This window comes from Streptomyces sp. CC224B, assembly GCF_030010595.1.
Classification (GTDB): Bacteria; Actinomycetota; Actinomycetes; order Streptomycetales; family Streptomycetaceae; genus Streptomyces; species Streptomyces longispororuber.
The window spans coordinates 18,976-45,591 of the sequence record NZ_JASCXL010000074.1 but is presented as its reverse complement, the minus strand read 5'-3'; the positions used below and the strand labels follow the sequence as shown (position 1 = coordinate 45,591).

Genomic DNA, 26,616 nt, shown 5'->3' with positions numbered 1-26,616 from the left:
AGGCCGGCGTCCACCTCGCCTCACTCATCCTCTGGCTCAGAGAACCCACCCAAGATCCTTTGCCAGACAGGCCCTAGGGCAGCCCGCACCCACTCCACAGGGCCGCACGGGTGGGCGGGTGGGAAACATCCCTCGCCAAGCGGCCGAGCAGGCGGACGACGGGCGCAAGCCACCAGGCCACCCCACGCCCACTCCGCAGGACCGCACGGCGGGCGAGTGGAAAACATCGCGTCGCCAAGCGGCCGAGCAGAAGGACGACCCGCCGCAAGCCACCAGGACCCCACACCGGCACCGCAAGGCCGCACGGACGAGAGGGCGGGCGGACTCCCCGTCGCCAAGCGGCCGAGCAGACAGACCGGCCGCGAGCAGCCAGGGCAGCCCGCACCTACCCCGCAGGGCCGCACGGGTGGGTGGGTGGGAAACACCCCCTCGCCAAGCGGCGGAGCAGACGGACGACGGGCCGTAGGCCGCCGGGGCAGCCCGCGCCCGGTTCGCGGGGCCGCACGGGTGGGTGGGTGGGAGGCCTCCCGTTCGAAGCGGCGGGGCTGGCCTAGGGGCAGGGCCTTGCCGTGGGGAGGGGCGGGGGGGGGGGCGTCAGGTGGTGGGGTTTGGCAGGGGTGGACGGCCCGGGTTGCTTTTCGGGGGGTCAGCGGAAGGTCGGGGCGTGGGTGTGCGCCCAGGTGGTGAAGGGGCGGGCGGAGCGTCCCGTGACGCGCTCGACGGTGTCGAGGACAGTGCGCCCCTCCGGGGGCGTGTTCCTGTACACGTCCAGCAGCCACGCGATCGTGCCCTCGTCCTGCCCCTCGGCCCGCATCCCCGCCGCCGCCTCCTCCTCGCTGAGCTCGACGAGGGCGATGTCCTTGCCCCGCGCCTCGGCGAGGACGGCCACCCTTTCCCGCAGGGTCAGCGCCTGCGGCCCGGTGATCAGGTACTCCCGCCCCGCGTGCCCCTCCTCGCTCAGCGCCACCGCCGCGACCGCCCCGATGTCGCCCTCGTGGACCAGGGCGCTGAGCCGGTCCGCGAAGGGCGCCCGCACGGTGTCCTCGGCCCGTATGCCCTCCGCCCACTCCAGCGTGTTGGCCATGAACTCGACCGGCATGAGCACCGTCCAGTCCAGGCCGCCGGCACGCACGGCGTCCTCCAGCGGGGTGGGGCCGCCGCCGTTCAGGACGGTGACGCGCCGCACCCCGGCCTCCCTGGCCAGGCGGACGATCTCGGGGCCGGTCTCCAGCGGCTGGAAGGCCGCGCCGGCGAAGGTGATCAGGTGCAGCCCGGTGACGCCCTGGAGGGCGGCCTCGATGGTCGCCGGGTCGGTGAGGTCACCGCGTACGGCCTCGACACCGTCGGCGAAGGAGGCCTTCGCGGGGTCACGGGTGAGCGCGCGGACCTGGTGGCCGCGCTCCAGAAGCTCGCGGACGACCTCGCGGCCGACGGTGCCGGTGGCTCCGGCGACGAGGTGGGTCTGGGTCTGGGGCTGCGTCTGACGGTGGCCAGGAGTGGTGGGGTGTGTCATGCCGACCACGCTAGGGAGGCTTGCGGTCATCTTCTGTCCTCAAGCCCGGGGCCCGGCCTCAGTCCGGCAGGGGCCCGGCGGCGGCCCGTACCGCCGCGACCACCTCGACCTCGATGAGCGCCTCCGGCCGGAACAGCCGCGGAACCTCCACCGTCGTGCTGGTCGGCGGCGCACCGGTGAGGCGGGAGCGGCGCACGGCGGCGTACCCCGGCAGGTCGTCCAGGTCGGTCATGAAGGTGCGGATGTTGATGATGTCGTCGAGCGTGCCCCCGTACGCGGCGAGGAGGGCGGCGAGGGTGTCGAAGATCCCGTGGCTCTGGGCGGTGATGTCCTGGCCGTCGGCGATCTGCCCGGAGACGTACAACAGGGCGCCGCCGTCCGCGAGTTGGACGTGGGCGACCTGGGAGTAGGGGCCGAGGGGTGCCGGGGCACCGACCGGGTTGGCGAGGGTGACGCTCATGGCGGTCGTGGTCTCCTGTCGGGTGTCGGGTGGCAGGTGCCGGATGTCAGGGGGTGTCGGGTGGCAGGTGCCGGATGTCAGGGTGTGGCAGGTGTCGGGCGGCAGGTGCCGGGTGGCGCACAGCAGCCCTCGGGCGTCGGGCTCAGCCGTCAGGCCCTCAAACCCGTTCAGACCCTCAGGCCCTCAGGCCCTCAGCCGTCAGCCGCGGTGCGGCCCCGGATGTGGGTCACCGCGGCCGAGATGTCCTCGGGCCCCGTCGCCGGGTCGGACGCGGCGGCCTCGTAGTGGGCGAGGACGGCTTCCATGGCGGGGAGGCGGGCGGTGTGCGTGGCCAGGGCCACGTCCTTGACGGCCAGGGCGGTGGCGAAGTGCACGTCCTGGGCGAAGGCGCGGGCGACGGCCCCGGCGAGCGGGCCGCGGGCGAGGGCGGCGCGGGCGGTGTCCGCGTCGAGGCCGAGCGCGTCGGCGAGGGTCATCGCCTCCGCGACCAGGGCGACGCCGCCGAGCACGGCGGTGTTGACGACGAGCTTGAGGGCGGCGCCGGAGCCGAGGGGCCCGGTCCGGGTCACGGGCCCGAACCGGGCGAGGACGTGCGCGACGCCGTCGGCGTCGCCGCCCGCGAGGACGCCGAGCTCCCCCGCCGCGGCCTTGTCCGTGCTGCCCATGACGGGCGCGTCGACGAGCGTGACGCGGCTCCCCGCCCGCTCCCCCAGCTCCCGTACGACGTCGGGCCCGACGGTTGACATCTCCACCCAGTGGGCGCCGTCCCGCAGCGCGGGCAGGATCGCGTCGGCGACGGACCGGACCGCGTCGGGACCCGTGAGCATCGTGATCACCACGTCGGCGTCGCGGACGGCGTCGGCGGGTGTCGCGGCGTGGCGCGCGCCCGCCGTGACGAGCGGCTCGGCCTTGGCGGGCGTACGGTTCCAGACCGTCAACGGGTGCCCTGCGGCGAGGAGTTGGCGGGCCATGGGGGTGCCCATGTGGCCGAGGCCGAGGAAGGCGATGCGTTCGGGGTGCTGCGTGCGCGGTTCCATGCGGACGACGCTAGGTCCGGCGGCGTGATGCGACAAGCGAATGTCTAGCATGGCGGGCATGCCGATATCGCATGGGCCGACGGGCGCGTACGGGCCGCGGGGCGCGGCCCGTGGTGACAGTGAGCGGGGCGGCGGGCCGGGGGACGGGCCGGATGGGGAGGGCGTCGATCTGTCGACCTTCTGGCTGCGGGCCTTCCTGGAGGTGGCCCGGCAGGGCTCGTTCACGGTGGCGGCGCGGCGGCTGGCCCTGACGCAGTCCGCGGTGTCGCGCCAGATCGCGTCCCTGGAGGCGGCGCTCGGCGGCGCCCCGCTCTTCGACCGGCTGCCGCGCGGCGTGCGGCTCACCGCGCACGGCCGGACCCTGCTGCCGCACGCGGAGGCGGTCACGGGCTGACTGGCCGGGCTGCGGCGGGAGTTGGCGGACCTGGACGGGGTCGCGGGCGGGCACCTGCGGTTCGGCGCGTTCGCGACGGCGGACGCGGCGCTGGTGCCGCGGGCCCTCGCGGCGTTCCGGGCGCGGCACCCCGGGGTGGCCCTCACGCGCGAGGAGGGCTTCAGCGGGCCGCTCCTGGCGCGCCTCGGCGAGGGCGAGCTGGACCTGGCGGTGGTGTCGACGACGGGCGGCCCGCTCGACGAGGACGCGTACGACCTGCACCACCTGCTCGACGAGACGCTGTACGTGGCGGTGCCCGCGGCCCACCCGCTGGCGGGCGAGCCCTCCGTACGGCTCGCGCGCCTCGCCGCCGAGGACTGGATCTCCGGCAGCGCGGACCCGGCGGGCACCCTGCTCGACGCCGCCGTACAGGCGGGCTTCCGGCCGCGGGTGGCCCATGTGGTCCGCGAGTGGACGGCCAAGCAGGGTTATGTGGCCGCCGGGCTCGGCGTCACCCTGGTCCCGGCGCTCGCGGCCCAGGGCGCCCGGCCGGACATCGCGCTCGTCCCGGTCCGCGAGGAGGGCGCGCCCGCGCGGGCGGTGTACGCGGCGACGGCGCGGGGGCGGTCACCGGTGCCGAGCGTGGCGCCGTTCCTGGCCGCCCTGCGGGAGTCCGGGCGGCTGCTCGCGGCGTGAGCCGGGGACCGGCACGGCCGGGGCGGCCGGAGCCCCGGGGCGGGCCGTGCGGCGGCGGTGGTAGGCCACCGTGACCGCGAGGAGCAGCGGCGCCCACAGCAGCAGCGGGGCGTAGCAGAGGACCAGGAGCGCGTCCTGTGCGGGCGAGCCCATGCCGCCCGGGCCGACGCCCGAGTCCAGGTCGCCGCCCACGTTGCGGAAGGCGTAGCCCCAGATCAGGGCGAGCGCGACCGCGCCGAGCGCGGCCGGGACGACGGCGGCGAGCGGGCGCACCGGGCGGCCGCCGAGGAGCGGGATCCAGCGGGGCACGACCTCGCCCCACGGGCGGACCAGGCCCAGCGTCAGCAGGGCCAGGCCCTCGGAGACGGCGCTGAGCGCGAGGATGTACAGGGACTCGCCGGGCCCGGGGCCGTAGTCGGACACAGGCAGGCGCAGGACGAGGGCGACGCGCCACAGGCCCGACGGCAGGACGAGCCAGGGCACGGCGTGCGCGGCGAGCGCGGCCCAGCGGGGCACGCCGGGCGAGGAGACGACTCTCAGCATGGGGTTCATGCTGGTGCGGGGCGCGCGCCGGGGCGTCGGCCGCGCGGGCCGTCCGCCTCCGCCGCGCGGCGGAGGCGACATCCGCCGCAGGACGGCCCTTTTGGGACCGGGGGCGTAGCGCCCGGCGCCCGTGGCTGGCCATACTTCCGCCACCTCACCAGCAACGGAAGGACTCACGTGGCTTCGTCTCACATAGTCGGGCGCCGGCTCGGGGCGTTCGGCGCCGCGCTGCTCGCCGGGGCCCTGGCCGCACCCGCCGCGGCCGCCGCACCCGGCTCGCCGGGCCCGTCCGCGGCGGTCACCGCTCCCACCTCACCGGGCCCGTCCGCCACGCCTGGTGCGCCTGGTGCGCCTGGTGCGCCTGGTGCGCCTGGTGCGCCTGGTGCGCCTGGTGCGCCTGGTGCGCCGACCGTCGAGGAGCTGCGCCTCGACCGTGCCGTGCCGCGGGAGATCCTGCGCCGCAGCGGCTTCGACGGCGTGGCGCCCGCCTTCGCGCGGGCCCTGGACCGTGCCCGCTCCTACGACCGGGCGGAGCGGCTCGTCGTACGCGAGGGGCAGGCGCTGTGGCGGCGGGCCGTGGACCGGGTTCAGGGGCGCGGCCCGAGCGGCGGGACGCTCAGCCGGGGCGACGACCGGCCGCTGTACTGGGCGCGGCTCGGGATGACGCGGGAGCTGCGGGCGTGGCAGCCCGAGGGGTTCGAGCTCGGCGAGCGGCAGCGGAAGCGGCTGCTGGGGAAGCTGGAGCGGGCCTCGCGCGGCCAGGACACGGTGACGTATCCGAAGGGCCACCACGGCAAGCGGGTGAAGCGGGTGCTCGTCACCGGCTTCGACCCGTTCACGCTGGACCGGGACATCCGCATCGGCAACCCGTCCGGCGCGACCGCGCTCGCCCTGGACGGCACGGTCGTCAGGACGGCGGCCGGGCCGGTGCGGATCGAGACGGCCACGTTCCCGGTGCGCTGGACGGACTTCGCCGAGGGGGCCGTGGAGCGGGCGCTGCGGCGGCAGTTGCCGCGGGTGGACCTGTTCACGACCGTCAGCCAGGGGCGGGTGGGCAGATTCGACATCGAGCGGACCAACGGCGCCTGGCGCGGCGGCTTCGGCGACAACGAGAACCTGTCGAGCACCGGCACCGTCCCGGTGGCCGACCCCGCCTCGCAGCCGCAGTGGACCACGACCACCCTGCCGTACAAGGACATCGTGGCGGCGCCCACCGGCCGCTTCCCGGTGTACGACAACACGGCCGTGACGGAGATCCCGGCGGGCGGCACCGCGCCCGTGGACCGGCCCGAAGGGCCGACGCCGGGCTCCACGGCCCGCAAGGGCGGCGGCGGTGACTACCTGTCGAACGAGATCGCCTACCGGGCGACGCTGCTGCGCGACCGGCTCGGCCTGCACGACCGGCTGCCGGGCGGCCATGTGCACACGCCGGTGCTCCAGTTCGGCGCGGGGAACACCGATCCGGCGACGGGCACCGTTACGGACGCGGAGTTCGAGCGCAACCGGAGCGACATCGTCCGCCAGGTGCGGCGGATCGTGACGACGGCCGTGGAGGCCTCGGCGGCCTCGGCGAAGCGGGGTTAGGCGGTGGCGGCCACGGCGCGGCGGGGCCGGGCGGTGGCGGCCGCGGTGACGCGGGGCTAGGCGGTGGAGGCCGGGGAGCCCGTGGGGTACGGCCGCGGCTCCCCGTCCGCGCCGCCGGTGCCGTCGCCGTCGGCGCCCGGGTCGTCGGCGGCGTCCTCGCCCAGCAGGTCCCGGGCCATCAGCGTGGCCCCGGCGACCGCCCCCGGCATCAGGAACACCGCCACGAACGGCACCAGGAAGGCGACCGCGAGCGGCGTACCGAAGCCCCACGCGAGGGACTTGCGGGCGCGCAGCAGGTCCAGGCGCTCGCGCAGCCGCACGCCCCGGCGCTGGAGCGCCACCGCTGTCAGCTCCTCGGTCAGGAAGAAGCCGGTGACGAGGAAGCCGACGACGGGCACCACGGTCTGGCCCGCCACCGGGACGAAGCCGAGCGCGAAGAGCAGCACGCCCCACAGGGCGGCCCGCACCACGATGCGCAGGCTGTCGCGGGCGGAGATCCACAGGTCGCGCCAGAGCGGCAGGCCGGACTCGGGGGCGGAGCCGGCCACGGAGACGTCGACCTGCTCCGACAGGGACTCGTAGAACGGCTCGCCGACGAGGAGCGTCACGGCGGTGAAGCTCACCACGGACACCAGCAGGGCGAGGGCGAAGAGGAGCACGGTGAGGAAGGTGCGGAAGGCGCCCTGCCAGGGGTCGTCCCAGCCGTCGGCGAAGGGCGTCGCCCAGGACACCAGGTCCGTGCCCCACAGGGCGAGCGCGACCAGCGCGGCGGCGTACAGCACGAGGGTGATGAGGCCGGGCAGCAGGCCCAGGCCGTACTGCTTGCGGTGCTGGGCGACCCAGCGCTGACCCTTCAGGAGGTAGCCGAAGCCCTGGCCCAGTTCACGCATGCGCCACACCCTATCCGCTGGTGGGGCGGGTCCCGGCCCGGCGGGCGGGCGGCCGGGACCGACTGGTGAATAACCCCTTGTTGCGGCGGAGTTCACCCTGTAGACCTCCCCTACCGATCACTCATGGGTCTCTAGGGAGGTACGCATGGGGACATCCCGGCCGTCCAGACCGGTCCTGCTCACCGCGTCGGCCGCCGCGGGCGCGCTCGTGTTCACCGCGCTCACACCGGGCGGCGCCGGCGCCGACCCGCGGCCCGCGCCGCGCCCGGCCGTCCGCGACACGACGCCGCTCGACCCGCCCAACACGGCGGCGAAGGCCCCGGAGTCCGCGGCCGCCCGCGCGCTCGACGCCACCGCGACGCCCCTCGCCACCGGCAAGGTCCGCGGCTACCCGCGGGAGCGGAAGCTCGACGCGGAGCCGCCGAACCCGGCGGACAAGTCCCTCAAGCTGGGCCTGACGCCGTACCACGCCATCGCGCCCCGGCTGAACGCGATCCAGCGGCTCGGGGACCGCGTCAGCGTCGAGGTCGCCGGGCGGTCGGCGGGCGGTCACGAGCTGTACCTGGTGACGGTGACCGCGCCGGAGTCGGCGCGCGAGGCCGCCCGGCAGGAGCGGATGCGCCGCCTCATCGCGGACGCGCCGGCCGCCGCGGCGAAGGACAAGGCGGTCAAGTCCGCGTACAAGACGCCGGTGTTCATCAACAACAACATCCACGGCAACGAGTGGGAGGGCACCGACGCGGCCCTGAAGCTCATCGAGAGGCTGGCGAAGGCCGAGGACGGGCGGACGCGTCGGCTCCTGGCCCACAACCGCCTCTACTTCAACGTCACCATGAACCCCGACGGGCGGATCGCGGGCACCCGCGAGAACGCCGGCGGCTTCGACCTGAACCGGGACTTCGTCACGGCCTCGCAGCCCGAGACCCGCGCGGTGCGGGACATCGCCGTCACCAAGCAGCCCGCCGTGATGATCGACCTGCACGGCTACGTCAACGGCACGCTCATCGAGCCGACCACGCCGCCGCACGGCGAGAACTACGAGTACGACCTGTTCCTGAAGAACACCTACGCCAACGCCCTCGGCATGGAGAAGGCCGTCAACGGCCTCGGCTACACCGAGGCGAAGGACGGCGTGAAGCCCGCGGTCATCCCCTTCCGCGACCAGGAGGAGGGCTGGGACGACTGGCCGCCGATCTTCACCCCGCAGTACATGCCGTTCCACGGCGCGGTCGCGGCGCACACCATCGAGTTCCCGATGCAGGTCAACTACGAGGAGTACGACTCCCAGCCGGTCGCCGAGCTGCGCCGCCGCTCCGCCATCAACGTGGACATCGCGGGCGCGGCCATGAGGGCGACCCTCGACTTCGCCGAGCGCAAGCGGCGCTCGCTGATAGCCGACCAGATCGAGGTGTTCCGGCGCGGCGCGGCGGGCGCGCGGCAGATGCCGGTGTCGCCGGAGACGGTGCCGGGCGTGCCGGGCATCGGCCCGGAGGACGTCTACACGACGACGTTCCCGCGGGCGTACGTCGTCCCGGCGGGCGGGCGGGGCGACCAGCGGTCGGCGGCGGCCGCGTCCCGGCTCGTGGACCATCTGCTCGCCAACGACGTCCGCGTGCGCCGCGCCACCCGCGACTTCCGGCTCGGCGGGCGGGCGTACGCGAAGGGCTCGTACGTCGTCGACATGCGCCAGCCCAAGCGGGGCCTGGCGAACGTGCTGCTCGCGGACGGCCGGGACATCAGCGGCAAGGTGTCGGTGATGTACGACATCTCCGGCTGGAGCCTCGGGCGGCTGTTGGGCGCCTCGGTGGTGTCCGTGCGCGCGGGCGACCCGGCGCGGGTGGAGTCGCGCGCGGTGTCCCGCTCCGCGCGGGTGGCCTACGTCGCGCCGCGCGGGGACCTGCGGCTGCGGCTCGACGACCCGCGCGAGGTGGCCGCGCTCAACTCGCTGCTCGGTGACGGGGTCCGGGTGCGGAGCGGCGGGGACGGCTCGGTGGTGGTGCCCGGCTCGGCACGGGGTCTGGCACGGGCCGCGGCCAGGGAGTACGACGTCGCCTTCTCCGCCACGAAGGCGCGCGGCGGCGAGGTGCTGCGGCGCACCCGGGTCGCGGCCGCGGTGACGCCGGGCGAGCTGTTCGCGCTGCGCGAGATGGGCTTCGACGTGGTGCCGGTGTCGACGGCCGCCCTCAACGCCGGGTTCGACTGGCGCAGGGCCGATGTGCTGTTCGTGTCGGCGGGCCTGGAGTACGCGAAGCTCACGGGCGCGGCGCGCGCCGGGCTCGACGCGTTCTTCGCGCGCGGGGGCGGTCTGGTGGGGCGGGGCGCGGTCGGAGCCGCGGTGAACTCCGCCGCCCGGCTGCTGCCGGTCACTCCCGTGCGGGGGAACGCGGACGCCAACGGCGTGGTGCGCGTGCGGAACTCCGGCGGGCCCGTGGTGGGCGGGGCGCCCGGGGCGAGCTTCGTGTACACGCCGATGTGGTTCACCCGGCTCGGCGCCGGGGTGCGGGTCGAGCAGGCCTACGGCTCCGGGAACCCGCTGGTGTCCGGGCACTGGCGCCCCGTCGACGGGCGGGGCGGGCCCCGTGACGCCGCCGGGGAGGCGGCCGTGGTGAGCGGGCGCTCCGGCGGGGCGGGGGTGGTCCTCTTCGGCACGGAGCCCTTGTTCCGGGCGCACCCGAAGGGGGCGTTCACGCAGGTGGGCCGAGCACTCCTGACAGTGCGCTGACCCTCGCGGGGGCGCCCCAGACCCGCCCCTTCCCGAACCAGTGGCTGCCGCCCCTGGACCCCGCTCCCTCGCGCTCCGCGCTCGTCCTCACACGCCGGACGGGCTGGAGGGGGCAGGTGGGGGGGCGGGCCCTGCTCGCGGGGTGGCAGCCCTCGCGGGGCGCCCCAGACCCGCCCCTTTCCCGAAACCGGGGCTCCGCCCCGGACCCCGCAAATCGGCCTCCGGCCTCGTCCTCAAACGCCGGACGGGCTGGAAAGACCGCGCTCCGCGCTCGTCCTCAAACGCCGGACGGGCTGAATAGGCCACGCTCCACGCTCGCCGTCGGACCCCGGACAGGCCGGAAAGCTCGCGCTCCGCGCTCGTCCTCAAACGCCGGACGGGCTGAATAGGCCACAGGCCGGGGTGCCCGCGCTGGAAAAGCCCACCCGCCCGCCCTGGAAAGGGCGGGCGGGTGGGGGAACATCCGCCGCGGAGCGGTGGATCACAGCAAGCCGCGGACACCGTCAGCCGACGACGCCGCGGTGGATCACGGTCGGCCGACGACGGCGGTGCGAGCCGCCAGGTCGGGGCCGGGCGGGGTGCCGGGGCTGTGCGGGTGGGTGGGTGGGAGGCATCCGCCGCGCAGCGGCGGGACAGGCCCCCGCCCAAGGCGCCCCCGCCAGCTCACGCCAGCTTGAGCTCCACCTTGATGTTCCCCCGCGTGGCGTTCGAGTACGGGCACACCTGGTGGGCCTGCTCGATGAGGGACTGGGCGGTGGCGGCGTCCACGTTCGGGATGGAGGCGACGAGCTCGACCTCCAGGCCGAAGCCACCGGTCTCGTTCTGCCCGATGCCGACCTTCGCGGTCACCGTGGAGCCGGAGATGTCGGCCTTCTCGCGGCGGGCCACGACGCCGAGCGCGCCCTGGAAGCAGGCGCTGTACCCGGCGGCGAAGAGCTGCTCGGGGTTGGTGCCCGCGCCGCTGCCGCCCATCTCCTTCGGCGGGTTGACGACGACGTCGAGCTTGCCGTCGTCGGAGGCGACGCGCCCGTCGCGGCCGTTCTCCGCGGTGGCCACGGCGGTGTACTTGACGTCGATCTTCTGGATGGACATGGGTGTCGAATCCTCCTGGTTTGTACCGTTCCGCGCGCCCGCCGGTCCGGCTCTGCGGAATTACCTTACCGAGTAGCGGAAGTTCTCAGTCGTCGAGAGAGACGATCATCTTGCCGGTGTTCTGCCCGCGCAGCATGCCGAGGAACGCCTCGACGCCGTTCTCGATGCCGTGCGCGAACGTCTCGTCGTACCTCAGCTCGCCCGAGCGCACCCACGCGCCGACCTCGCGCACGAACTGCGGCTGGAGGTCCTGGTGGTCCTGGACGAGCATGCCCTGGATGCGCAGGCGCTTGCCGATGATCAGGGCCATGTTGCGCGGGCCCGGCGTCGGCTCGGTCTCGTTGTAGCCCGCGATCATGCCGCAGATCGTGACGCGGCCGCCCACGTTCAGGCGGCTGATGGCGGCCTCCAGGTGCTCGCCGCCGACGTTGTCGAAGTAGACGTCGATGCCGTCGGGGGCCGCCTCCTTGAGCTGCTCGACGACGGGCTTGTCGTCCTTGTAGTTGAAGGCGGCGTCGAAGCCGTACTCCTCGACCAGGCGCCGGACCTTGTCGTCCGAGCCCGCCGAGCCGATCACGCGCGAGGCGCCCTTGAGCTTGGCGATCTGCCCGACCTGGCTGCCGACCGCGCCCGCGGCCCCGGAGACGAAGACGGCGTCGCCCTCCTTGAAGGACGCCACCTCCAGCAGACCCGCGTACGCCGTCAGGCCCGTCATGCCGAGCACGCCCAGGTACGCCGACAGGGGCGCCGCGTCGGCGTCCACCTTCGTCGCGTACCGCGCCGGCACCGACGCGTACTCGCGCCAGCCCGCGAAGTGCAGGACGTGGTCGCCGACCGCGAAGCCGTCCGCGTTCGAGGCGACGACGACGCCGACCGCGCCGCCCTCCATGGGCTGGTCGAGCTGGAACGGCGGGACGTACGACTTCACGTCGTTCATCCGGCCGCGCATGTACGGGTCGACGGAGAAGTGCAGGTTCCGGACCAGGACGCGGCCCTCCTCCGGGGCCTCGACGGGGGCCTCCCGCAGCGCGAAGTCCTCCGGGACGGGCCAGCCGTGCGGGCGGCGCACGAGGTGCCAGGCGCGGCCGGTGGCGGGAAGCTGCTCGGGGGTGACGGACATGGGGGCGTCCTCCTCAGGCTGGGGGCTGCGGAATCGGGCCTCGGGCCGGTGCGCGCGCCGTCGGCTGCGCGCCGCGGGGTTCGAGGCCTAATGCTTCATGTTCTGAAATAAGCATGCGCTTTTATATTTGAGGTTGTCAAGTAAATGGGTACGCTGGTGGCATGACCCCCCAGAACTCCTCCGCCGCGTCGCGGGTCGACCCGCTGACGCTCGAGGTCGTCGAACTCATCGGCACCGTCGTGGCGCGCTACCACGAGGAGTACGAGGTCGCCGCGGGGAAGCACGCGCTGACCGGGGCGCAGGCGCGCGTGCTCGGCCTGCTGTCCCTGGAGCCTATGCCGATGCGGCGCATCGCGCAGAAGCTGAAGTGCGAGCCCTCGAACGTGACCGGGATCGTCGACCGCCTGGAGGCGCGCGGCCTCGTCGAGCGGCGGCCGGACCCGGCCGACCGGCGGGTGAAGCTGGCCGCGCCCACCGAGGAGGGGCTGCGGACCGCCCGCAGCCTGCGCGAGTCCCTGGACTTCGCGCGTGAGCCGCTGGCTCAGCTCTCCCGCGAGGAGCGCCTCTCGCTGCGCGGGCTGCTGCGGCGGATGCTCGGCGAGGTGTGACCCGGCCGGGCCGGGTTCAGGTGCACCACCACAGGAAGCGGTCGCACGTCTTGGACGGGCTCGGCTTCGGGGCCGGCTCGTCGTCCGCGGGCCTGGACGCCGTGGGCTTCGGGTCCGGGCGCGAGCCCGGGCCGCCGGTGGTGGAGGTGCCGGAGCTCGGCTCGGAACCGGAACCCGACGGGCCGCCGGTGCCCGCCGTGCCTCCCGTCCCGTTCGCCCCGTCCGTCCCGCCCGTGCTCCGCCCGGGGTCGGCCCCGTCTCCGTCCGTGGAGCCGCCGTCCTCGTCCCGCGCCCCCGACTCCTTCCCGCCGTCGCTCGCCTCACCGTCGCGCTGTTGCGTCCGCGCGTCGTCCGCGTCCTCGTCCTGGGCGGTGGGTGAGCCCTTCGGGGTGGCCGAGGACGACACCGGTTCGGCGGTGGTGCCCGAGCCCACCGCGTCCGCGCCGCCGTCGGGGCCGCTGCCGGACGCGCCGCGGTCCGCCTCGTCCCGGGAGGAGGACGCCGCCTCGGGGTGCCCGGACGAGGACTCCGTGCCGAGTTCGGCGAGGCTCAGACCGCCCGCGGCGAGCACGAGGCCCGCGGTGACGAGCAGGACCTTGCGCCGTCTGCGGCGGTGCTGGGCCGCCCGGCGGGTGCGCTCCCGGCCGCGGCCCCGGCCCCGCGGCTCCCCGGCGTCGCCGTCCGCGCCCCCGTCGGCGTCGTCCGGCGCGTACGCCACCTCGCCCGGGTCGCCCGGCGCCACGGAACCGGCCCGGGTGTCGAGCGACTCCCCGTACGCGCGGCAGTCCTCGGCCGGGGTGCCGCAGCCCGGGCAGGCGAAAGCGCCGTTGAGGTGCCGGTGGCACGCGTGACAGTAATCCATGGGGCCCATGAGGCATGGAGGCTAGGTCCCGGGCGACGCCGTGAGGAAGCCGGAGCCGTGAAGGTTGTGTGTGAACCGATCTTCCGGCGGGCCTCTCCGCGAGCTTCCCCGCGGGCCTCTCCGCGGCCGGTGCCGCGTCCGGTGCCGCGTCCGGTGCCGCGGCCGTGGCGCGCCAGGCGCCCCCGAGCCGCCTCGGAGCCGCCTCAGGGCCGTCCCAGCTCGCCCCGCAGCCGCCGCGCGCGCAGCACCAGCTCCAGCTCGAAGCGGCGGTCCGGGTCGTCGATCTCGTCGCCCCACAGCTCGCGGATCTGCCGCAGCCGATAGCGCACTGTTTGCGGGTGCACACCAAGGCGGGCCGCCACTTCGGGGGCGCCGCCGCGGGTCTCCAGCCAGGCGAGCAGGGTCTGGGCGAGGCGGCGGCCGTGGGCGGGGCCGCAGTGGTCGAGGGGGGCGAGGCAGCGCCGGGCGAGGTCCTCGATGAGCTCCTCGGGCTGGAGCAGGACCAACGCCTCGGTGTGCTCCGTGCAGTACAGCACCTCGCCCGCCGGGAGCAGGCCGCGCTGCATCAGGCCGACGGCCGCCTGCGCCCAGCGCAGCGACTTCGCGGCGTCGGCGAGCGGCACGGGCGGCCCGATGGCGCCCGACCAGCCGGTCATGGCGCGGCGCAGCAGCTCGGGGCGGCCCGCCGCGTCCGGGTCGGGCACGACCAGGCGGGGCTGCTCGGCCTCCATGTCGAGCAGGACGCCCTCGCCGACGGCCGGGGCAACGGCCTCGCGCGCGGGGCGCAGCAGCACGCCGACGGCGACACGCTCGGGCAGCGGCCAGCCGGCCCGGGCGGCCCGCTCGTCCAAACCGCTGTCGGCGCCGGGGGCGGGGCTCCCCTGCTGCTCGGGGCGCCGCTCGGCGAGCAGGGACTCCATGAGCTTGCGTTGCAGTCGCAGACGCTCGCCGGCCTGCCGGGCCGCGGCCTCGGCGTAGCCGCGTACGGACTGGTCGACCAGGCCGTCCAGGTACTCGAAGCCGGACTCGGCCAGCTCGTACATGGCCGGGGGCGGGATCTCCGTCTGCTGGCCTATTTCGGCCAGGCGGCGCCAGGCGAGGCGCACGCCGAGGCGGTAGATCGCCTGGAGCGAGTCGAGGCTGCGCCCTTCGAGGCCCTCGCCGCGGCCGAACTCCTGGAAGACCTCGGGGTGGTAGCGCGGGCGGTCGGCGGCGGCGAGCTGCTGGACGAAGCCCTCCAGGGCGCGGCGGATGCCGACGAGGGCCATGGGCTCGCCCGACTCGTCGAGGACCACGGGCAGGCCGGGGTACTCGGCGCGGATCTCGCGCAGGATGTCCTGCGCGAGCACGGGCACCTCTTCGAGGGCCAGCGCGGCGAAGCGCCGGACCTGGAGCGGCGGCACGTCGCGCCAGGCCGAGCGGGTCGCGGCGGGGCGCCGGCCTTCGGAGACGTCGGGACTTGCGGACACGGGCCGCTCACTGGTCCCGCTGGTCGCGCTCGGGCGGCGTCTCGTAGTGCACGAGCGGCCGGTCGGGCTGGTCGGGTGTGGCGTTCAGGAGCGCGACGACGCCGAAGGCGGCGCCCACGGCGAGGGCCGCGGCGGCGACGGCGGTCAGTGTCGCGGCGAGCAGTCGGTGCATTACAGGGTCAGCCTCTCTGCTGGAGGTCGTACCCCACCCCCTGGCGGTGCGCCGCGCGGTCGCGCGATCGTACGCAGTCGATTACCGGCCCCGTCCGGCGGTGCCCAGTGTCAACAATGCATTGACACTGAGTCAAGGGTCCGCCTAGCGTTCCCGGCCCATACGGGTCAGTAACACCGCGGTGACAGCGCCGCAGCGATTCGGGCAACTCCTCGGCAACACCACTGAAGCACTCCCATAACTCATCGGTAATGCCCCACAGTTGAGCGGCCGCCCCATGGGCGACCGCTCACGCCCGAAAGCTACGCGTTCGACCGTTGTGTGTTCGACCGTCCCCTGTTCACCTCACGGCAGGAGCGCCGGATGACGCGCCGCACAGCCTCGCCCTTGTCCCTGGTCCTGCTCGGTCTCGGCGTCTTTCTGCTGGTCCTTGCCCCGATGCTGGCCTGGTACGTCGAGCCGCGGGCGAAACGCACGCCCATCGACGTGGACCAGATCACCGTTTTCAAGGGCACGGGCAGCTATTTCGACACCGAGAAGATCAAGACCCTGCACAACGAGAACCTGACCGTCACCCGGCAGGTCCGCGGCGACGTGGACGACAGCGAGGACTCGGGCCGGGCGGTGTGGGACGTGTCCACGTCCGTCGACCCGGACAAGTCGCTGCCCGCCGCCGACCCGCACGACTCGCTCCAGTGGACCCTGGAGCGCTGGGTGACCGACCGCAAAACCAACAAGCCCGTGCACTGCTGCGGCGAGAAGCCGCGCTTCGAGGGCGAGGCGTACCTGAAGTTCCCGTTCGACGTGGAGAAGCGCGACTACCTGTGGTGGGACAACACCCTGGGCGGCACCGTCCCGCTGCGGTTCCGCGGCACGAAGAAGGTCCAGGGGTACGAGGGCTACCGCTTCACCGGTGAGGTGCAGGCCACCAGGACCGGCACCCGGCAGGTGCCCGGGCGGATGGTCGGGCTGCCGCGGCGGAGCCAGGTCCTCGCCGAGGAGTGGTACGCCAACCACGGCATCGAGCTGGTGGCCGACAAGCGCACCGGCCGGATCATCTACGCCGCCATCGGCCCGCGCAAGACGCTGCGGGCTCCCGGCGGCAAGAAGGACCGTACGGTGCTGCTGGACAGCGAGCGCATCGCGTTCACCGAGAAGACGCAGCGGGCCCAGGTGGACCTCGCCAAGGACGACAGCTCGCGGCTGAAGCTGGTCGGCGAGACGCTGCCGCTGCTCGCCCTGGTGCTCGGCGGGGCGCTCACCCTGTTCGGCGGCGCCCTGGTCGCCCGCGGCCGCAAAGCGGACGTGAACGGACAGAACTCCGGTTCCGACGGGCCGAGCGGGCCCGGCGGGAATCCGGATCCGGAAGGTCCACTTTCCCCTACGTCACGAAGCGCGCTGCAACCCACCACGAAGTGATGAGACGTCAGCTCCAACAAGGCCGGAAATTGTCACTCCGGTGAGTAGCCGCACCGTTCGGTGCGGCGAAAACTAACCACCCCACCCAGGTACCGGCCCCGTACCACCCCCGCACACCGGTTCCACCCCGTTCACAACCGAACGGCGGGATTCCGCCCCCACGCACCACGCGGAACCCGCCGCGCCCACCCGTCCGCCACCACCGAACCGTGCGCCACCCCGCACCACGTACCGCCGTCCGAGCCCCCCACACCGCACCCTGAGACGAGTTGGAGCACCCCATGCCCCAGCACGTGCCGTCGCCTCCGCGCACGGCCGTACAGCGGCCCGCCGCGCGGTCCCTGCCGGCGCTCCCCCCACAGCCGCGCCGGATCACCTTCCTCGCCCGCCGCGACCTCGACAACCCCGCGGCCGGCGGCTCCGAGCTCCTCGTCGACCGCCTCGCCGACGGCCTGACCCGGGAGGGCCACCAGGTCACGCTGCTGTGCGGCGGCCCGGCCGCCTACCGGGACTACCGCGTGGTGTCGGCGGGCGGCGACCTCGGGCACTACCTGCGCGCCCGCTCCACCCACCGCCGCCAGGTCGGCGGCAGCGACCTGCTGGTCGAGGTCTGCAACGGCATGCCGTACCTGGCGCCCCTGTGGCACCGCGGCCCCACCCTCTGCCTCGTCAACCACGTCCACACCGAGCTGTGGTCCATGCGCTTCCAGGGCCCGCTCGCCCCGGCCGCCCGGCTCGGGCGCAGGCTGGAGCACTGGGCTCTCTCGGGCGCCCAGCGCGGCAACCTCCTGGTGGCGGTGTCGGAGTCGACGGCCGCCGCCCTGGAGGACCTGGGCGTGGACCGCGACCGCATCCGCGTCGTGCACAACGGCGTGGAGGAGCCGGGCCCGCTTGCCGACCGCTCCCCGGAACCGCTCTTCCTCGCCATGGGCAGGCTCGTCGAGTACAAGCGCGTCGACCTGCTGCTCCGCCTGTGGGAGCGGGTGCGCCCGGTCACCGGCGGGCGGCTCGTCATCGTCGGCGAGGGCCCCGAGCGGGCCCGCCTGGAGCGGATGGCGGGCCCGGACGTGACCTTCACCGGCCACGTCTCCGAGGCCGAGAAGCACCGCCTGCTCTGCGCCGCCTGGCTGCTCCTGCACCCCTCGGCCGTGGAGGGCTGGGGCCTGGTCGTCACCGAGGCCGCCACCCGCGGCACGCCCGCGATCGGCTTCGACGTCCCCGGCATCTGCGACTCCGTCGAGGACGGCGTGACCGGGCTGCTCGCGCACGGCGAGAGCTCCTTCGCCGCCGCCTGGTGCACGCTCGCGCTGAGCACCGAGCGGCGGGAGGCCTTCGGCAAGGCCGCCGCCGAGCGGGCCGCGCGGTTCCGCTGGGCCAACACCGTCCGCCAGTTCCGCGCCGTGGCCGCCGAGGCGGTCGCCGCGCACCAGCCCCAGGCGCCCGCCGCGCCCGCGGCGCCACCGGTCAGAGGTGCCGTGTGAAAGACCCGTCCCTGCGCCGTTCCGTCACCCTGTTCCGGGCCTTCCTGCGGGAGCGCCAGGAACCGGAGCGGTGCTACGCGCTGCTCGCCCGTGACGCCGCCGACCAGGTCGAGCGGTACGGATCCGTCGACGGCAAGGTCGTCGTCGACGTGGGCGGCGGCGCCGGGTACTTCACCGAGGAGTTCCGCCGGCGCGGCGCGCAGGCGTTCCTCTTCGAGCCGGACCTGCGCGAACTGGGCGCGCGCGGCGAGAAGCCGCCCGAGGGCGCGGTCGTCGCGGACGGCTATCTGCTGCCCGTGGCGACCGGCGCCGCCGACGTCACGTTCTCCTCGAACGTCCTGGAGCACGTGGCCGACCCGCAGACCTTCCTCAGCGAGCTGGTGCGGATCACCCGCCCCGGCGGACTGATCTACGTGGCGTTCACGAACTGGCTGTCCCCCTGGGGCGGCCACGAGTGGGCGCCCTGGCACTACCTGGGCGCCGAGCGCGCCCGCGCCCGCCACGAGCGGCGCACCGGCACGCCCGCCAAGCACACGCTCGGCGTCAATCTCTTCGCGCACCACATAGGACCCACGCTCAGACAGGTGCGGGCGCGCGACGACGTCACCGTCGTCTCCGCGCGCTCGCGCTACTGGCCGTTCCTCGCCGAGACCGTGGCGAAGGTACCGGGCGTGCGCGAGTTCACGACCTGGAACCTTCTCCTCATCCTCAGGCGGTGTCCATGACCACAACGGTCCAGGCCCCTCCGCCGGCCGCCACGCGGCCGACGGCGCGCCGGCCCGACGAACCCGCGCGCGGCCCGCGCTCCCGGCGCTGGCTGGCCGGCTTCTGGGCGGCCGCGTTCGTGTGCTTCCTCGCGGTGCGGCCGGGGCGGATGACGTTCGACACCAAACTCGGTGTCGCCGTCGACCCGTGGCAGTTCCTGTCCGACCTCGGCCAGCTCTGGCACGACCGGGGCGGCTTCGGGGGGCTCCAGGACCAGTACATCGGGTACGCCTTCCCGATGCTGCCGTACTACGGCCTCACCGACCTGCTCCAGGTCCCGGTGTGGCTCGCGGAGCGGCTGTGGTTCTCGCTCATCGTGACGGCCGCGTTCTGGGGCGCGCTGCGCCTCGCCGAGCGGCTGCGGATCGGCAGCCCGGGCTCGCGCCTGCTCGGCGCGGTGGTGTACGCGCTGTGGCCGACGTTCACCGTGGTGGTCGGCTCGACCTCGGCGGCGGCGCTGCCCGGCGCGTTCCTGCCCTGGGTGCTGCTGCCCCTCACCGACGACCGCGTCACCGCGCGCATCGCCGCGTTCCGCTCGGCGCTCGTCATCCCCCTCATGGGCGGCGTGAACGCGGCCTCCACCCTGGCCTCGCTGCTCCCGGTCGCCCTCTACCTGCTGTCGCGGCCGAACGGGCCGCGCAAGCGCAAGCTCATCACCTGGTGGGTGCCGGGCGTCATCCTGGCCACCGCGTGGTGGGTGGTGCCGCTGCTGCTGCTCGGCATCTACGGCGAGAACTTCCTGCCGTACGTGGAGAACGCCGCCACCACGACCGGCACCATGTCGGCCACCGAGGCCCTGCGCGGCGCCGGCAACTGGGTGGCCTACCTGCACTTCGGTGAGGCCTGGCTGCCCGCGGGCTGGACGGTCGCGACGGGCGTGGTCACCATCGTGTGCTCGGCGCTCGCGGCCGGGCTCGGGCTCGCCGGGCTCGCCCGCCGCGACCTGCCCGAGCGGCGCTGGCTCGTCCTCACGGTCCTCTCGGTCGTCCTCGTGACGCTCGCCGGGTACGGCGGCGCCTTCGGGGCGCCCTTCCACGGCACGGTGCAGGGCTGGCTCGACGGCTGGCTGGTGCCGTTCCGCAACATCTACAAGTTCCAGACGGGCCTCGCCCTCGCCCTGGCCTTCGGCCTCGCGCACTTCGCGGGCGTGGCCGGCGTGGCGCGCGGCACCCGGGCGGTGCGCGGGCGCCGGTACGTGCCGCTGGTCGCGGCCGTCCTGGTGCTGCCGGGCCTGATGTGGCCGTACCTGAACGGCTCCATCCTCCAGCCCGGCTCGTTCAAGAAGCTGCCGAACCACTGGCAGGCGACGGCCGACTGGCTGGACAAGTACTCGCCGGACTCGCGCGCCCTGGTGGTGCCCGCGACCGCGCACGGCGTCTACACCTGGGGCTCGCCGATCGACCAGCCCCTCGACGTGCAGGCCGAATCCCGCTGGGCGCAGCGCGACTACGTGCCGTTCGGCACCCCGGGCAACCGGCGCGCCATGGACGCCGTGGAGCAGGCCCTGATGACGGGCGGCGCGGTCCCCGGCCTGAAGGACTACCTGACGCGCGCGGGCCTGTACTACGTCGTCGTGCGCAACGACCTCGACAAGGACCAGATCGGGTACGTGCCCACGGCCACCGTCAAGCGCACCCTGGAGCAGTCCGGCTACACCCGCGTGACCGGCTTCGGCCCGACCCAGACCGGCGGGAAGATCGAGGACGACACGCCGGTGCAGGTCGAGGGGCTGTTCCCGCGCCACCGGGCGGTGGAGATCTACACGCCCGGCAAGGGCACCGAGCGGCCGGGCCAGGCGGGCCTGAAGCCGGTGTCCAACACGGCCGTGGTCAGCGGCGGGCCCGAGGCGCTGCTTCCGCTGTCCGCCGACCCCGAGATGCGCGACCGGCCGGCGGTCCTGACCGGCGACAACCACCCGGGCCTGGGCTCCGCGCCCGGCCTGCAGGCGGTCGGTGACGGGCTGCGCCGCGCGGACACGCGGTTCGGCCTGGTCAACACCAACACCTCGTACACGTACACGCGGAACGAGAAGAACGCGCCGAAGGCCCTGCAGGACCCGGGCGAGAAGCCGCACCAGATCCTGCCGACCAAGGGCGTCGAGCACCAGACGACGGCCGAGCTGCGCGGCGCCAAGGCGGTGACGGCCTCGTCGTACGGCAACTGGCTGTTCCACCTGCCGCAGTACGACCCGGTCAACGCCTTCGACGGCAATCCGGCCACCGCCTGGACCGAGGGCAACCCGGACAGCCCCGAGGACGAGTGGATCAGGGCGGAGTTCCGGAAGAAGACCGCGATCCCGGCGTCCTTCAAGGTCACGCCGCTGCCCCAGAGCGGGGTGCGGGCCGCGCCGACCAAGGTGCGGGTGGAGACCGAGCGGGGCCGCAAGGACTCCTTCCTCCAGGCCGACGGCACGACCCAGCGCGTGGCGGCCGTGCCCGGCGACTCCTCCTGGATCAAGATCACCATTCTGGAGGCGCAGGTCGCCCACCGCGGCCTGACCGGTGCCGGGTTCGCCGAGATCGACATCCCCGGCGTCCAGGTCACCAAGCTCCTGAAGATGCCCGACGACGTCCAGGGCACCCCCGGCGCCGAGTCCGACGCCACGACGTACTCCATGCACCGCTCGGCCGACCCCAGCGGCCTGTCGCCGGTGACCGCCGAGGCGGGCCTGCACCGCCGCTTCACCACCGGCGGCCAGGGCACGTACGACGTGCGGATGAGCGCCGTCGCCGTCCCTGGGGGCGCGCTCGACGAGCTGCTCTACGACGTGGCGCCGCGCAAGCGGCAGCAGATCCGCGCCACCGCGGACTCCACGGCGGACCTCGGCACCGGCCTGTCGGCGCGCAACCTCACCGACGGCGACCTGACCACGGCGTGGATCGCCGGGGACCGGCCCGTGATCCATCTGCGCTGGCCCGGCAAGGTGGCCGTGGGCGAGATCGTGCTGCCCGGCGCGGGCGGCCTGTCCACGCGCCCCGAGAAGATCGAGATCAGTTCGCCGGACGGCGCGGCGACCGCGGGCGTCGACGAGAACGGCGTGGCCCGCTTCGCGCCGATCACCACCGACCGCCTCGACATCACCATCACCAAGACCGCGCCGCTGACCCTGCACAACCCGGTCGCGGACGACGAGCTCCAGCTCCCGGTGGGCCTGACCGAGGCCTACATCCCGGCGCTCGACCAGTTCCGCACCGAGCGGCCGCGGCCCACGCGCTCCTTCGAGCTGGCCTGCGGCAAGGGCCCGGAGGTGGCGATCGACGGCAAGCTGTACCCGACGTCCGCCAAGGGCACCGTGCGCGACCTCGTCGAGCGGCGGCCCGTCGAGGTGACGCTGTGCGAGCGCGGCGAACGGCGCCCCGAGCCGCGGCCCGAGGTGGACCTCGGCGCGGGCGAGCACCGCGTGGAGGCCGGTGACGCGGGCCCGCTCGCCGTCACCGACGTCACCCTGACCCGCGGCACGCCCGGCGCCCTCGACACCACGCGGCGCGAGCTGCGCGTCAAGGACTGGCTCGGCGACCGCCGCGAGGTCACCGTCGGCGACGGCGCCGCCGCGTACTTCACCACGTACGAGAACGTCAACGACGGCTGGAAGGCCACCCTGAACGGCAAGGAGCTGCGCGAGGTGCGGCTCGACGGCTGGCAGCAGGGCTGGCTGATCCCGGCCGGCGAGGGCGGCACCGTCAAGCTCAGCTACGAGCCCTCCACGGTGTACGAGGCCGGGCTCATCGGCGGCGGCGCGGGCGTCCTCGCCCTGGTGGCGCTGGTGTTCGTGCGCCGCAAGGCGCCCAACCCCGACGGTCCTGACCTGGCGCCGCCCGCGCCCGGCATCCTGCTCGGCACGGTGGCCCTGACGCTGGTGGCCGTGGTGGTCGCGGGCTGGTTCGCACTCCTCGTGCCCGCCCTGGCGCTGCTCGCCTGGCGGCGGCACACCCTGCTCGTGCCGATCGCGTTCCTGGCCCTCGCGGGGGCGGGGATCGCCGCCGCCACGGGTGCCGGGGAGACGGTCGCCGCGGACGAGGGGGCCTTCGGGCACGCGGCCCAACTGCTCGCGTTCGTCGGGCTGTTCGCGGCGCTGGTGTCGGTGCGGGAGGCCACCGGTCCCGGTGGGGTGCCCGCGCAGGCGGCGCCCGCTGCCGGTGGGGTGCCCGCGCAGGCGGCGCCCGCCGGGGTTCCGCAGCCGTCGGCCGCGCAGCCGCCGGCCGCGCGGCCGGGGGGTGCGCCTCCCGCGGGGGCTCCCGGCACGGGGACTCCCGGCGCGGGGACGCCCGGCGCCGACCCGCTGGCCAAGCCCGCGCCGGGCGGCGACCCGTCCGCGAGGACGCTGCCGCTGGGGCCCGACCGCGACATGGGGACACCGCCCGGGACACCGCCGCACAGGCAGGAACCCGGTGACGGCACGGAACAGCAAGAGGAAGAGGACCGCCGGCCATGACCGCCCTGGAGAACCCGGCCCGGCGTGCGGACGGCCCCGGCCGCCCGCCGCGCCGGGTGCCGTTCCCCGTCGTCGACGAGGTCTCCCGGCACTGCCTCCAGGAGGCGGAGCCGGAGACCGTCCACATCGAGGTGCACCTGCCGGGCGCCTTGGACGAGGACCGGCTGCGGACGGCCTTCGGCGAGGCGCTGCGCCGCCACCCGCGCATCCTGGTGCGGGAGGCGCGCGGCCCCTGGTACCGGCGCCGCTACGAGTGGGAGCTCACCGAGGGCCCGGACGTGGAGGTCGTCACCTTCCCGCGTCCGGCCCCCGGCGAACTGGAGCGGGCCCGGCAGCGGACGCTGCTCGACGCGCCACCGCTGACGGCGTCCCCGCCGGTACGGCTGGAGGTCGTCACCGACCCGGAGGCGGGCAGCGCGGGCGGCACGGGCGGCGCGGGCGGCGCGGGCAGCGTTCTCGTGCTCACCATCAACCACACCGCCCTCGACGGCCCCGCCTGTCTGCGGGTCCTCGCCACCGCCGCCGAGCTGTACGGCGGACGGGACAACGCGCCCGCCGCGCCCCCGACGCGGGCGCCCGCCGCGCCCGCGCCGGGCGCGGCCACGGACCTGCCCTCGCCGTGGGCCACCCCGGCCCGCGTCGCCCAGGGCTCCCCGGAGCCCGCCCCGCGCGCCCGGCCCCGGCCGGGCGCGGCGGGCCCCGCCCCCGGGAACGACATGCTGGTGGCGGAGCTGCCCGTGCCGCGCCGCCCCAAGGGGGCGCCCTTCACCGTCAACGACCAGCTCATGGTCGCGACCGCGCTGATGATCGCCCACTGGAACCGTGAACACGGCGCCCCGCCCAAGCCGTTGCGGATCACCATGCCCGTCGACGACCGGCCGCGCGACATGTCGATGCCGATCGGCAACGGCACGCGCCTGGTCGAAGTACCCTTCGGCGCGGCCGAGTTGACGCCGCTGCTCGACGCGGGCGCGACGCCGGAGCGGATTCACGCGCTGCTGCGCCGCACCTCCGACCGCACGCGCGCCCTCAAGGCCCTGTCCCGGCCGCAGCTCGGCCACGGTGCGACCCTGCTCACCGCGCCCGTCCTGCCGGTCGCGCTGCGCGCGGCCGTCACCCGCGGGCTGCGCCGGGCCGCGGCGCCCTGGACGTCGACGACGCTGCTCAGCAACATCGGCCGCATCCCGTACGCGCTGGACTTCGGCGACGCCGGGGCCGCGACCGCGGTGTGGTTCTCGGCGCCCGCGCGCATGCCGCGCGGCCTGACCGTGACCACCGCGTCCACGGCGGGCCGGCTGCACCTGGCCCTGCGCTGGTCGCGGGCGCTGCTCGGCCCCGGCGACGGCGCGCGCCTGCGGGACCTGTTCGAGCGCTACCTCCACACCACCGAGGAGGGGTCCGGCCGATGACGACGTCCGGCACCACCGAGCGGCCCGCCCGCCACCGCCCGCGCGGCCTGCGGGACTTCTACGAGAACCCGGCGGTCCCCGTCGCCTCGGGGGACGCCCGCAGCCTGCGGCAGGCGCGGATGCTCGCCGCCGCGCTCGGCCCGGCCACCCGCGGCGCCCGCGTGGTCCTCGACGTCGGCTGCGGCGACGGCTCCGCCGCCCGGGCCGCCGCGCCGCTGCTCGCCGGGCACCGCGTCATCGGCGTCGACTGGTCGCAGGACGCGCTGCGCCGCGCGCACGCCCACCTGCCGTACGTCGTCCGCGGTGAACTGACCGACGGGGGGCTGCCGTTCGCGGACGGCGCCGCCGACGCCGTGCTGTTCAGCGAGGTCGTCGAGCACCTCGTCGACCCGGACTCCGCGCTCGACGAGCTGCGCCGGGTGCTGCGCCCCGGCGGCCACCTGATGCTGTCCACGCCGAACCTGGCCGCCTGGTACAACCGCGGGCTGCTGCTCGCCGGGGTGCAGCCGGTGTTCTCCGAGGTGAGCCTGCGCGCCATCCACGGCCGCCCGGGGCGCGAGGTCGTCGGCCACCTGCGGCTGTACACGGCCCGCGCGCTCAAGGAGTTCGTGGCGGCCTCCGGCTTCGACGTGGTGCGGCTCGCGGGCGCGCCCTTCCACGGGGTGCCGCGGCCGCTGCGCGGCCTGGACCGGCTGGCCTGCGCCGTGCCGGGCGCGGCGTCGATCCTGCTGCTGCACGCCCGGAAGGCCTGAGTCCCGTGTGGGTGGGTGTGGTCGCGGCGCTGCTCGCCAACGTCCTGTACAGCACCGGCTTCGTTCTGGAGAAGCGGGCCCTGTCCGCGATGCCGTCGGTGAGCGTGCGCGAGCCGCTGCGGCTGCTGCGCCAGGTCGTCTCCAGCCCGCTGTGGATCGGCGGCTCCCTCGCGCTCGCGGCGGGCTTCGGCGCCCAGCTCGCCGTCTACCGCACGCTGCCGATCGCCGCCGCGCAGGGCATCTTCGTCTCGGGCCTGGTGCTGCTGCTCCTGCTGTCGTCGGTGCTGCTCGGCGAGCGGACCTCGGGGCGCGAGCGGTTCGCCGTCGGCGCGATCCTCGCGGCCCTGCTGATGGTGGTGCTCTCGCTGGACGAGGGCACCGACACCGTCGGCGAGGACGCCCCCGTACCGCTGGTGCTCGCGGTGTGCCTGCCCTCGCTCGCGCTCGGCGTGTGGCTGTACGCGACCGGGGAGCGGCGCGCCGGGCAGCGGCACCGGCAGCGGTCGTCGGGCGTGGAGTACGGCGTCGGCGTGGGCCTGCTGTACGGCGTCAGCTCGCTGGCCATCAAGGGCGTGTCCGGCTGCCTGACCACGGACGGGCTCGGCGGCGAACTGCTCGGCCTGCTGGCGTCGCCGTACCCGTACCTGCTGCTCTTCACCGGCGCCTTCGGCCTGGTCATGTCGCAGGCGGCGCTGCAGCGCTGCCGGGCCTCGCTGATCGTGCCGGTGTGCACGACGGTGACGGCCCTCTTCACGGCCGTGCTCGGGACGCTCGCGTTCGGCGAGGCGCTGCCCGACGACCCGGTACGGCTCGCGCTGCGGGTCGCGGGCACGGCCCTCGCGGTGACGGTCCTGCTCGTCATGCCCAAGCACGACGCGCCGCCGCCCGCCGCGCACCCCTCCTCACCCCCCAAGGAGCTGACCTCCGGATGACCCCCGACGACCCGCTGCTGAAGATACTGGCCTGCCCGCTGGACAAGGGCCCGCTGGTACTGCTGCTGCCCGAGGAGCCCGGCCCGGCGGACACCGACGCCGACGCCGGTACTGCTGGTACTGCTGCTACCGAGCAGGCCCTGTACAACCCGCGGCTGCGCCGCCGCTACCCGATCATCGACGGCATCCCGCAGCTCCTGCCGTCCTCGGGCGAGCAGGTCACCGAGGACGAGCACGAGCGGCTCCTCAAGCGCGCCGCCTCCTGAGCCGGGGCGCGGAGGGACG

At 74.9% G+C, this 26,616-nt stretch carries 23 protein-coding genes; 13 read left to right on the top strand and 10 right to left on the bottom strand.

Going from position 1 to position 26,616, the window contains the following annotated elements:
* Positions 1–646: 646 nt before the first annotated feature.
* From QK440_RS27025 to QK440_RS27015, 3 genes are all read right to left on the bottom strand, one after another.
* Complete coding sequence (locus tag QK440_RS27025; RefSeq protein WP_282795830.1) at positions 647–1,513, bottom strand: NAD(P)H-binding protein; 867 nt, start codon at positions 1,511–1,513, stop codon at positions 647–649.
* 58 nt (positions 1,514–1,571) lie between these two features.
* Positions 1,572–1,973 carry a RidA family protein gene (locus QK440_RS27020; protein WP_282795829.1) on the bottom strand — a complete coding sequence of 134 codons (402 nt, stop codon included), beginning with the start codon at positions 1,971–1,973 and terminating at the stop codon, positions 1,572–1,574.
* A gap of 191 nt (positions 1,974–2,164) precedes the next feature.
* Complete coding sequence (locus tag QK440_RS27015) at positions 2,165–3,010, bottom strand: NAD(P)-dependent oxidoreductase (protein ID WP_282795828.1); 846 nt, start codon at positions 3,008–3,010, stop codon at positions 2,165–2,167.
* A 58-nt stretch (positions 3,011–3,068) separates the two neighbouring features.
* Here QK440_RS27015 and QK440_RS27010 point away from each other — a divergent pair, with 58 nt between their 5' ends.
* Both QK440_RS27010 and QK440_RS27005 read left to right on the top strand, forming a co-directional pair.
* Positions 3,069–3,404 (top strand): LysR family transcriptional regulator, encoded by a 336-nt coding sequence (locus QK440_RS27010; RefSeq protein WP_282795827.1) that lies wholly within the window; start codon positions 3,069–3,071, stop codon positions 3,402–3,404.
* A gap of 21 nt (positions 3,405–3,425) precedes the next feature.
* Positions 3,426–4,079, top strand: coding sequence for a LysR substrate-binding domain-containing protein (locus tag QK440_RS27005; protein ID WP_282795826.1), 654 nt, complete (start codon positions 3,426–3,428; stop codon positions 4,077–4,079).
* On the opposite strand, the gene QK440_RS27000 is transcribed toward QK440_RS27005, so the two are convergent.
* Positions 4,011–4,622 (bottom strand): hypothetical protein, encoded by a 612-nt coding sequence (locus tag QK440_RS27000; RefSeq protein ID WP_282795825.1) that lies wholly within the window; start codon positions 4,620–4,622, stop codon positions 4,011–4,013. The two genes, QK440_RS27005 and QK440_RS27000, sit on opposite strands and share 69 nt — an antisense overlap.
* Before the next feature lie 243 nt (positions 4,623–4,865).
* Between QK440_RS27000 and QK440_RS26995 the strand changes: the two genes are divergently transcribed.
* Positions 4,866–6,206, top strand: a complete 1,341-nt coding sequence (locus tag QK440_RS26995; protein WP_282795836.1) for a pyroglutamyl peptidase — start codon at positions 4,866–4,868, stop codon at positions 6,204–6,206.
* A gap of 56 nt (positions 6,207–6,262) precedes the next feature.
* On the opposite strand, the gene QK440_RS26990 is transcribed toward QK440_RS26995, so the two are convergent.
* Positions 6,263–7,096: an EI24 domain-containing protein gene (locus tag QK440_RS26990; protein WP_282795824.1), complete on the bottom strand. Its 834-nt coding sequence runs from the start codon at positions 7,094–7,096 to the stop codon at positions 6,263–6,265.
* A 145-nt stretch (positions 7,097–7,241) separates the two neighbouring features.
* Between QK440_RS26990 and QK440_RS26985 the strand changes: the two genes are divergently transcribed.
* On the top strand, positions 7,242–9,818 hold the full coding sequence (locus QK440_RS26985; RefSeq protein WP_282795823.1) for a M14 family zinc carboxypeptidase: 2,577 nt from the start codon (positions 7,242–7,244) through the stop codon (positions 9,816–9,818).
* Between the two features lie 663 nt (positions 9,819–10,481).
* Here the strand turns inward: QK440_RS26985 and QK440_RS26980 are convergent.
* Positions 10,482–10,910, bottom strand: a complete 429-nt coding sequence (locus QK440_RS26980; protein WP_282795822.1) for an organic hydroperoxide resistance protein — start codon at positions 10,908–10,910, stop codon at positions 10,482–10,484.
* Between the two features lie 85 nt (positions 10,911–10,995).
* The gene (locus tag QK440_RS26975; protein WP_282795821.1) at positions 10,996–12,030 is read right to left on the bottom strand and encodes an NADP-dependent oxidoreductase; all 1,035 of its coding nucleotides are present in this window, start codon (positions 12,028–12,030) and stop codon (positions 10,996–10,998) included.
* Positions 12,031–12,191: 161 nt separating this feature from the next.
* Here QK440_RS26975 and QK440_RS26970 point away from each other — a divergent pair, with 161 nt between their 5' ends.
* Complete coding sequence (locus QK440_RS26970) at positions 12,192–12,638, top strand: MarR family transcriptional regulator (protein ID WP_282795820.1); 447 nt, start codon at positions 12,192–12,194, stop codon at positions 12,636–12,638.
* A 16-nt stretch (positions 12,639–12,654) separates the two neighbouring features.
* Here QK440_RS26970 and QK440_RS26965 read toward each other — a convergent pair whose 3' ends face one another.
* The 3 genes from QK440_RS26965 to QK440_RS26955 all read right to left on the bottom strand — a co-directional run bounded on the left by QK440_RS26965 (position 12,655) and on the right by QK440_RS26955 (position 15,141).
* Complete coding sequence (locus tag QK440_RS26965; protein ID WP_282795819.1) at positions 12,655–13,500, bottom strand: hypothetical protein; 846 nt, start codon at positions 13,498–13,500, stop codon at positions 12,655–12,657.
* 203 nt (positions 13,501–13,703) lie between these two features.
* Positions 13,704–14,969: a helix-turn-helix domain-containing protein gene (locus QK440_RS26960; protein WP_282795818.1), complete on the bottom strand. Its 1,266-nt coding sequence runs from the start codon at positions 14,967–14,969 to the stop codon at positions 13,704–13,706.
* Positions 14,970–14,976: 7 nt separating this feature from the next.
* Positions 14,977–15,141, bottom strand: a complete 165-nt coding sequence (locus QK440_RS26955) for a hypothetical protein (RefSeq protein WP_282795817.1) — start codon at positions 15,139–15,141, stop codon at positions 14,977–14,979.
* A 363-nt stretch (positions 15,142–15,504) separates the two neighbouring features.
* Here QK440_RS26955 and QK440_RS26950 point away from each other — a divergent pair, with 363 nt between their 5' ends.
* From QK440_RS26950 to QK440_RS26915, 8 genes are all read left to right on the top strand, one after another.
* Positions 15,505–16,560, top strand: a complete 1,056-nt coding sequence (locus QK440_RS26950; protein WP_282795816.1) for a DUF3068 domain-containing protein — start codon at positions 15,505–15,507, stop codon at positions 16,558–16,560.
* Positions 16,561–16,841: 281 nt separating this feature from the next.
* Positions 16,842–18,041, top strand: a complete 1,200-nt coding sequence (locus tag QK440_RS26945; RefSeq protein WP_282795815.1) for a glycosyltransferase family 4 protein — start codon at positions 16,842–16,844, stop codon at positions 18,039–18,041.
* Entirely contained in the window at positions 18,038–18,766 is a 729-nt protein-coding gene (locus QK440_RS26940) for a class I SAM-dependent methyltransferase (RefSeq protein WP_282795814.1), read from the top strand. The genes QK440_RS26945 and QK440_RS26940 overlap by 4 nt, the downstream gene beginning before the upstream one ends.
* Positions 18,763–23,238 carry an alpha-(1->3)-arabinofuranosyltransferase gene (locus tag QK440_RS26935; RefSeq protein WP_282795835.1) on the top strand — a complete coding sequence of 1,492 codons (4,476 nt, stop codon included), beginning with the start codon at positions 18,763–18,765 and terminating at the stop codon, positions 23,236–23,238. The genes QK440_RS26940 and QK440_RS26935 overlap by 4 nt, the downstream gene beginning before the upstream one ends.
* Complete coding sequence (locus QK440_RS26930) at positions 23,235–24,647, top strand: condensation protein (RefSeq protein WP_282795813.1); 1,413 nt, start codon at positions 23,235–23,237, stop codon at positions 24,645–24,647. The genes QK440_RS26935 and QK440_RS26930 overlap by 4 nt, the downstream gene beginning before the upstream one ends.
* Positions 24,644–25,399, top strand: a complete 756-nt coding sequence (locus QK440_RS26925; RefSeq protein ID WP_282795812.1) for a class I SAM-dependent methyltransferase — start codon at positions 24,644–24,646, stop codon at positions 25,397–25,399. Before QK440_RS26930 ends, QK440_RS26925 begins: the two co-directional genes overlap by 4 nt.
* A 17-nt stretch (positions 25,400–25,416) precedes the next feature.
* Positions 25,417–26,331: a hypothetical protein gene (locus tag QK440_RS26920; RefSeq protein ID WP_282795834.1), complete on the top strand. Its 915-nt coding sequence runs from the start codon at positions 25,417–25,419 to the stop codon at positions 26,329–26,331.
* Complete coding sequence (locus tag QK440_RS26915) at positions 26,328–26,597, top strand: Trm112 family protein (RefSeq protein WP_282795811.1); 270 nt, start codon at positions 26,328–26,330, stop codon at positions 26,595–26,597. The genes QK440_RS26920 and QK440_RS26915 overlap by 4 nt, the downstream gene beginning before the upstream one ends.
* Positions 26,598–26,616 lie beyond the last annotated feature (19 nt).

Bases quoted from the DNA above. Each gene is read 5' to 3' on its own strand.
- QK440_RS27025 (WP_282795830.1), bottom strand. From the start codon at position 1,513: ATGACACACCCCACCACTCCTGGCCACCGTCAGACGCAGCCCCAGACC.
- QK440_RS27020 (WP_282795829.1), bottom strand. From the start codon at position 1,973: ATGAGCGTCACCCTCGCCAACCCGGTCGGTGCCCCGGCACCCCTCGGC.
- QK440_RS27015 (WP_282795828.1), bottom strand. From the start codon at position 3,010: ATGGAACCGCGCACGCAGCACCCCGAACGCATCGCCTTCCTCGGCCTC.
- QK440_RS27010 (WP_282795827.1), top strand. From the start codon at position 3,069: ATGCCGATATCGCATGGGCCGACGGGCGCGTACGGGCCGCGGGGCGCG.
- QK440_RS27000 (WP_282795825.1), bottom strand. From the start codon at position 4,622: ATGCTGAGAGTCGTCTCCTCGCCCGGCGTGCCCCGCTGGGCCGCGCTC.
- QK440_RS26990 (WP_282795824.1), bottom strand. From the start codon at position 7,096: ATGCGTGAACTGGGCCAGGGCTTCGGCTACCTCCTGAAGGGTCAGCGC.
- QK440_RS26985 (WP_282795823.1), top strand. From the start codon at position 7,242: ATGGGGACATCCCGGCCGTCCAGACCGGTCCTGCTCACCGCGTCGGCC.
- QK440_RS26980 (WP_282795822.1), bottom strand. From the start codon at position 10,910: ATGTCCATCCAGAAGATCGACGTCAAGTACACCGCCGTGGCCACCGCG.
- QK440_RS26975 (WP_282795821.1), bottom strand. From the start codon at position 12,030: ATGTCCGTCACCCCCGAGCAGCTTCCCGCCACCGGCCGCGCCTGGCAC.
- QK440_RS26970 (WP_282795820.1), top strand. From the start codon at position 12,192: ATGACCCCCCAGAACTCCTCCGCCGCGTCGCGGGTCGACCCGCTGACG.
- QK440_RS26965 (WP_282795819.1), bottom strand. From the start codon at position 13,500: ATGGATTACTGTCACGCGTGCCACCGGCACCTCAACGGCGCTTTCGCC.
- QK440_RS26955 (WP_282795817.1), bottom strand. From the start codon at position 15,141: ATGCACCGACTGCTCGCCGCGACACTGACCGCCGTCGCCGCCGCGGCC.
- QK440_RS26950 (WP_282795816.1), top strand. From the start codon at position 15,505: ATGACGCGCCGCACAGCCTCGCCCTTGTCCCTGGTCCTGCTCGGTCTC.
- QK440_RS26945 (WP_282795815.1), top strand. From the start codon at position 16,842: ATGCCCCAGCACGTGCCGTCGCCTCCGCGCACGGCCGTACAGCGGCCC.
- QK440_RS26935 (WP_282795835.1), top strand. From the start codon at position 18,763: ATGACCACAACGGTCCAGGCCCCTCCGCCGGCCGCCACGCGGCCGACG.
- QK440_RS26930 (WP_282795813.1), top strand. From the start codon at position 23,235: ATGACCGCCCTGGAGAACCCGGCCCGGCGTGCGGACGGCCCCGGCCGC.
- QK440_RS26925 (WP_282795812.1), top strand. From the start codon at position 24,644: ATGACGACGTCCGGCACCACCGAGCGGCCCGCCCGCCACCGCCCGCGC.
- QK440_RS26915 (WP_282795811.1), top strand. From the start codon at position 26,328: ATGACCCCCGACGACCCGCTGCTGAAGATACTGGCCTGCCCGCTGGAC.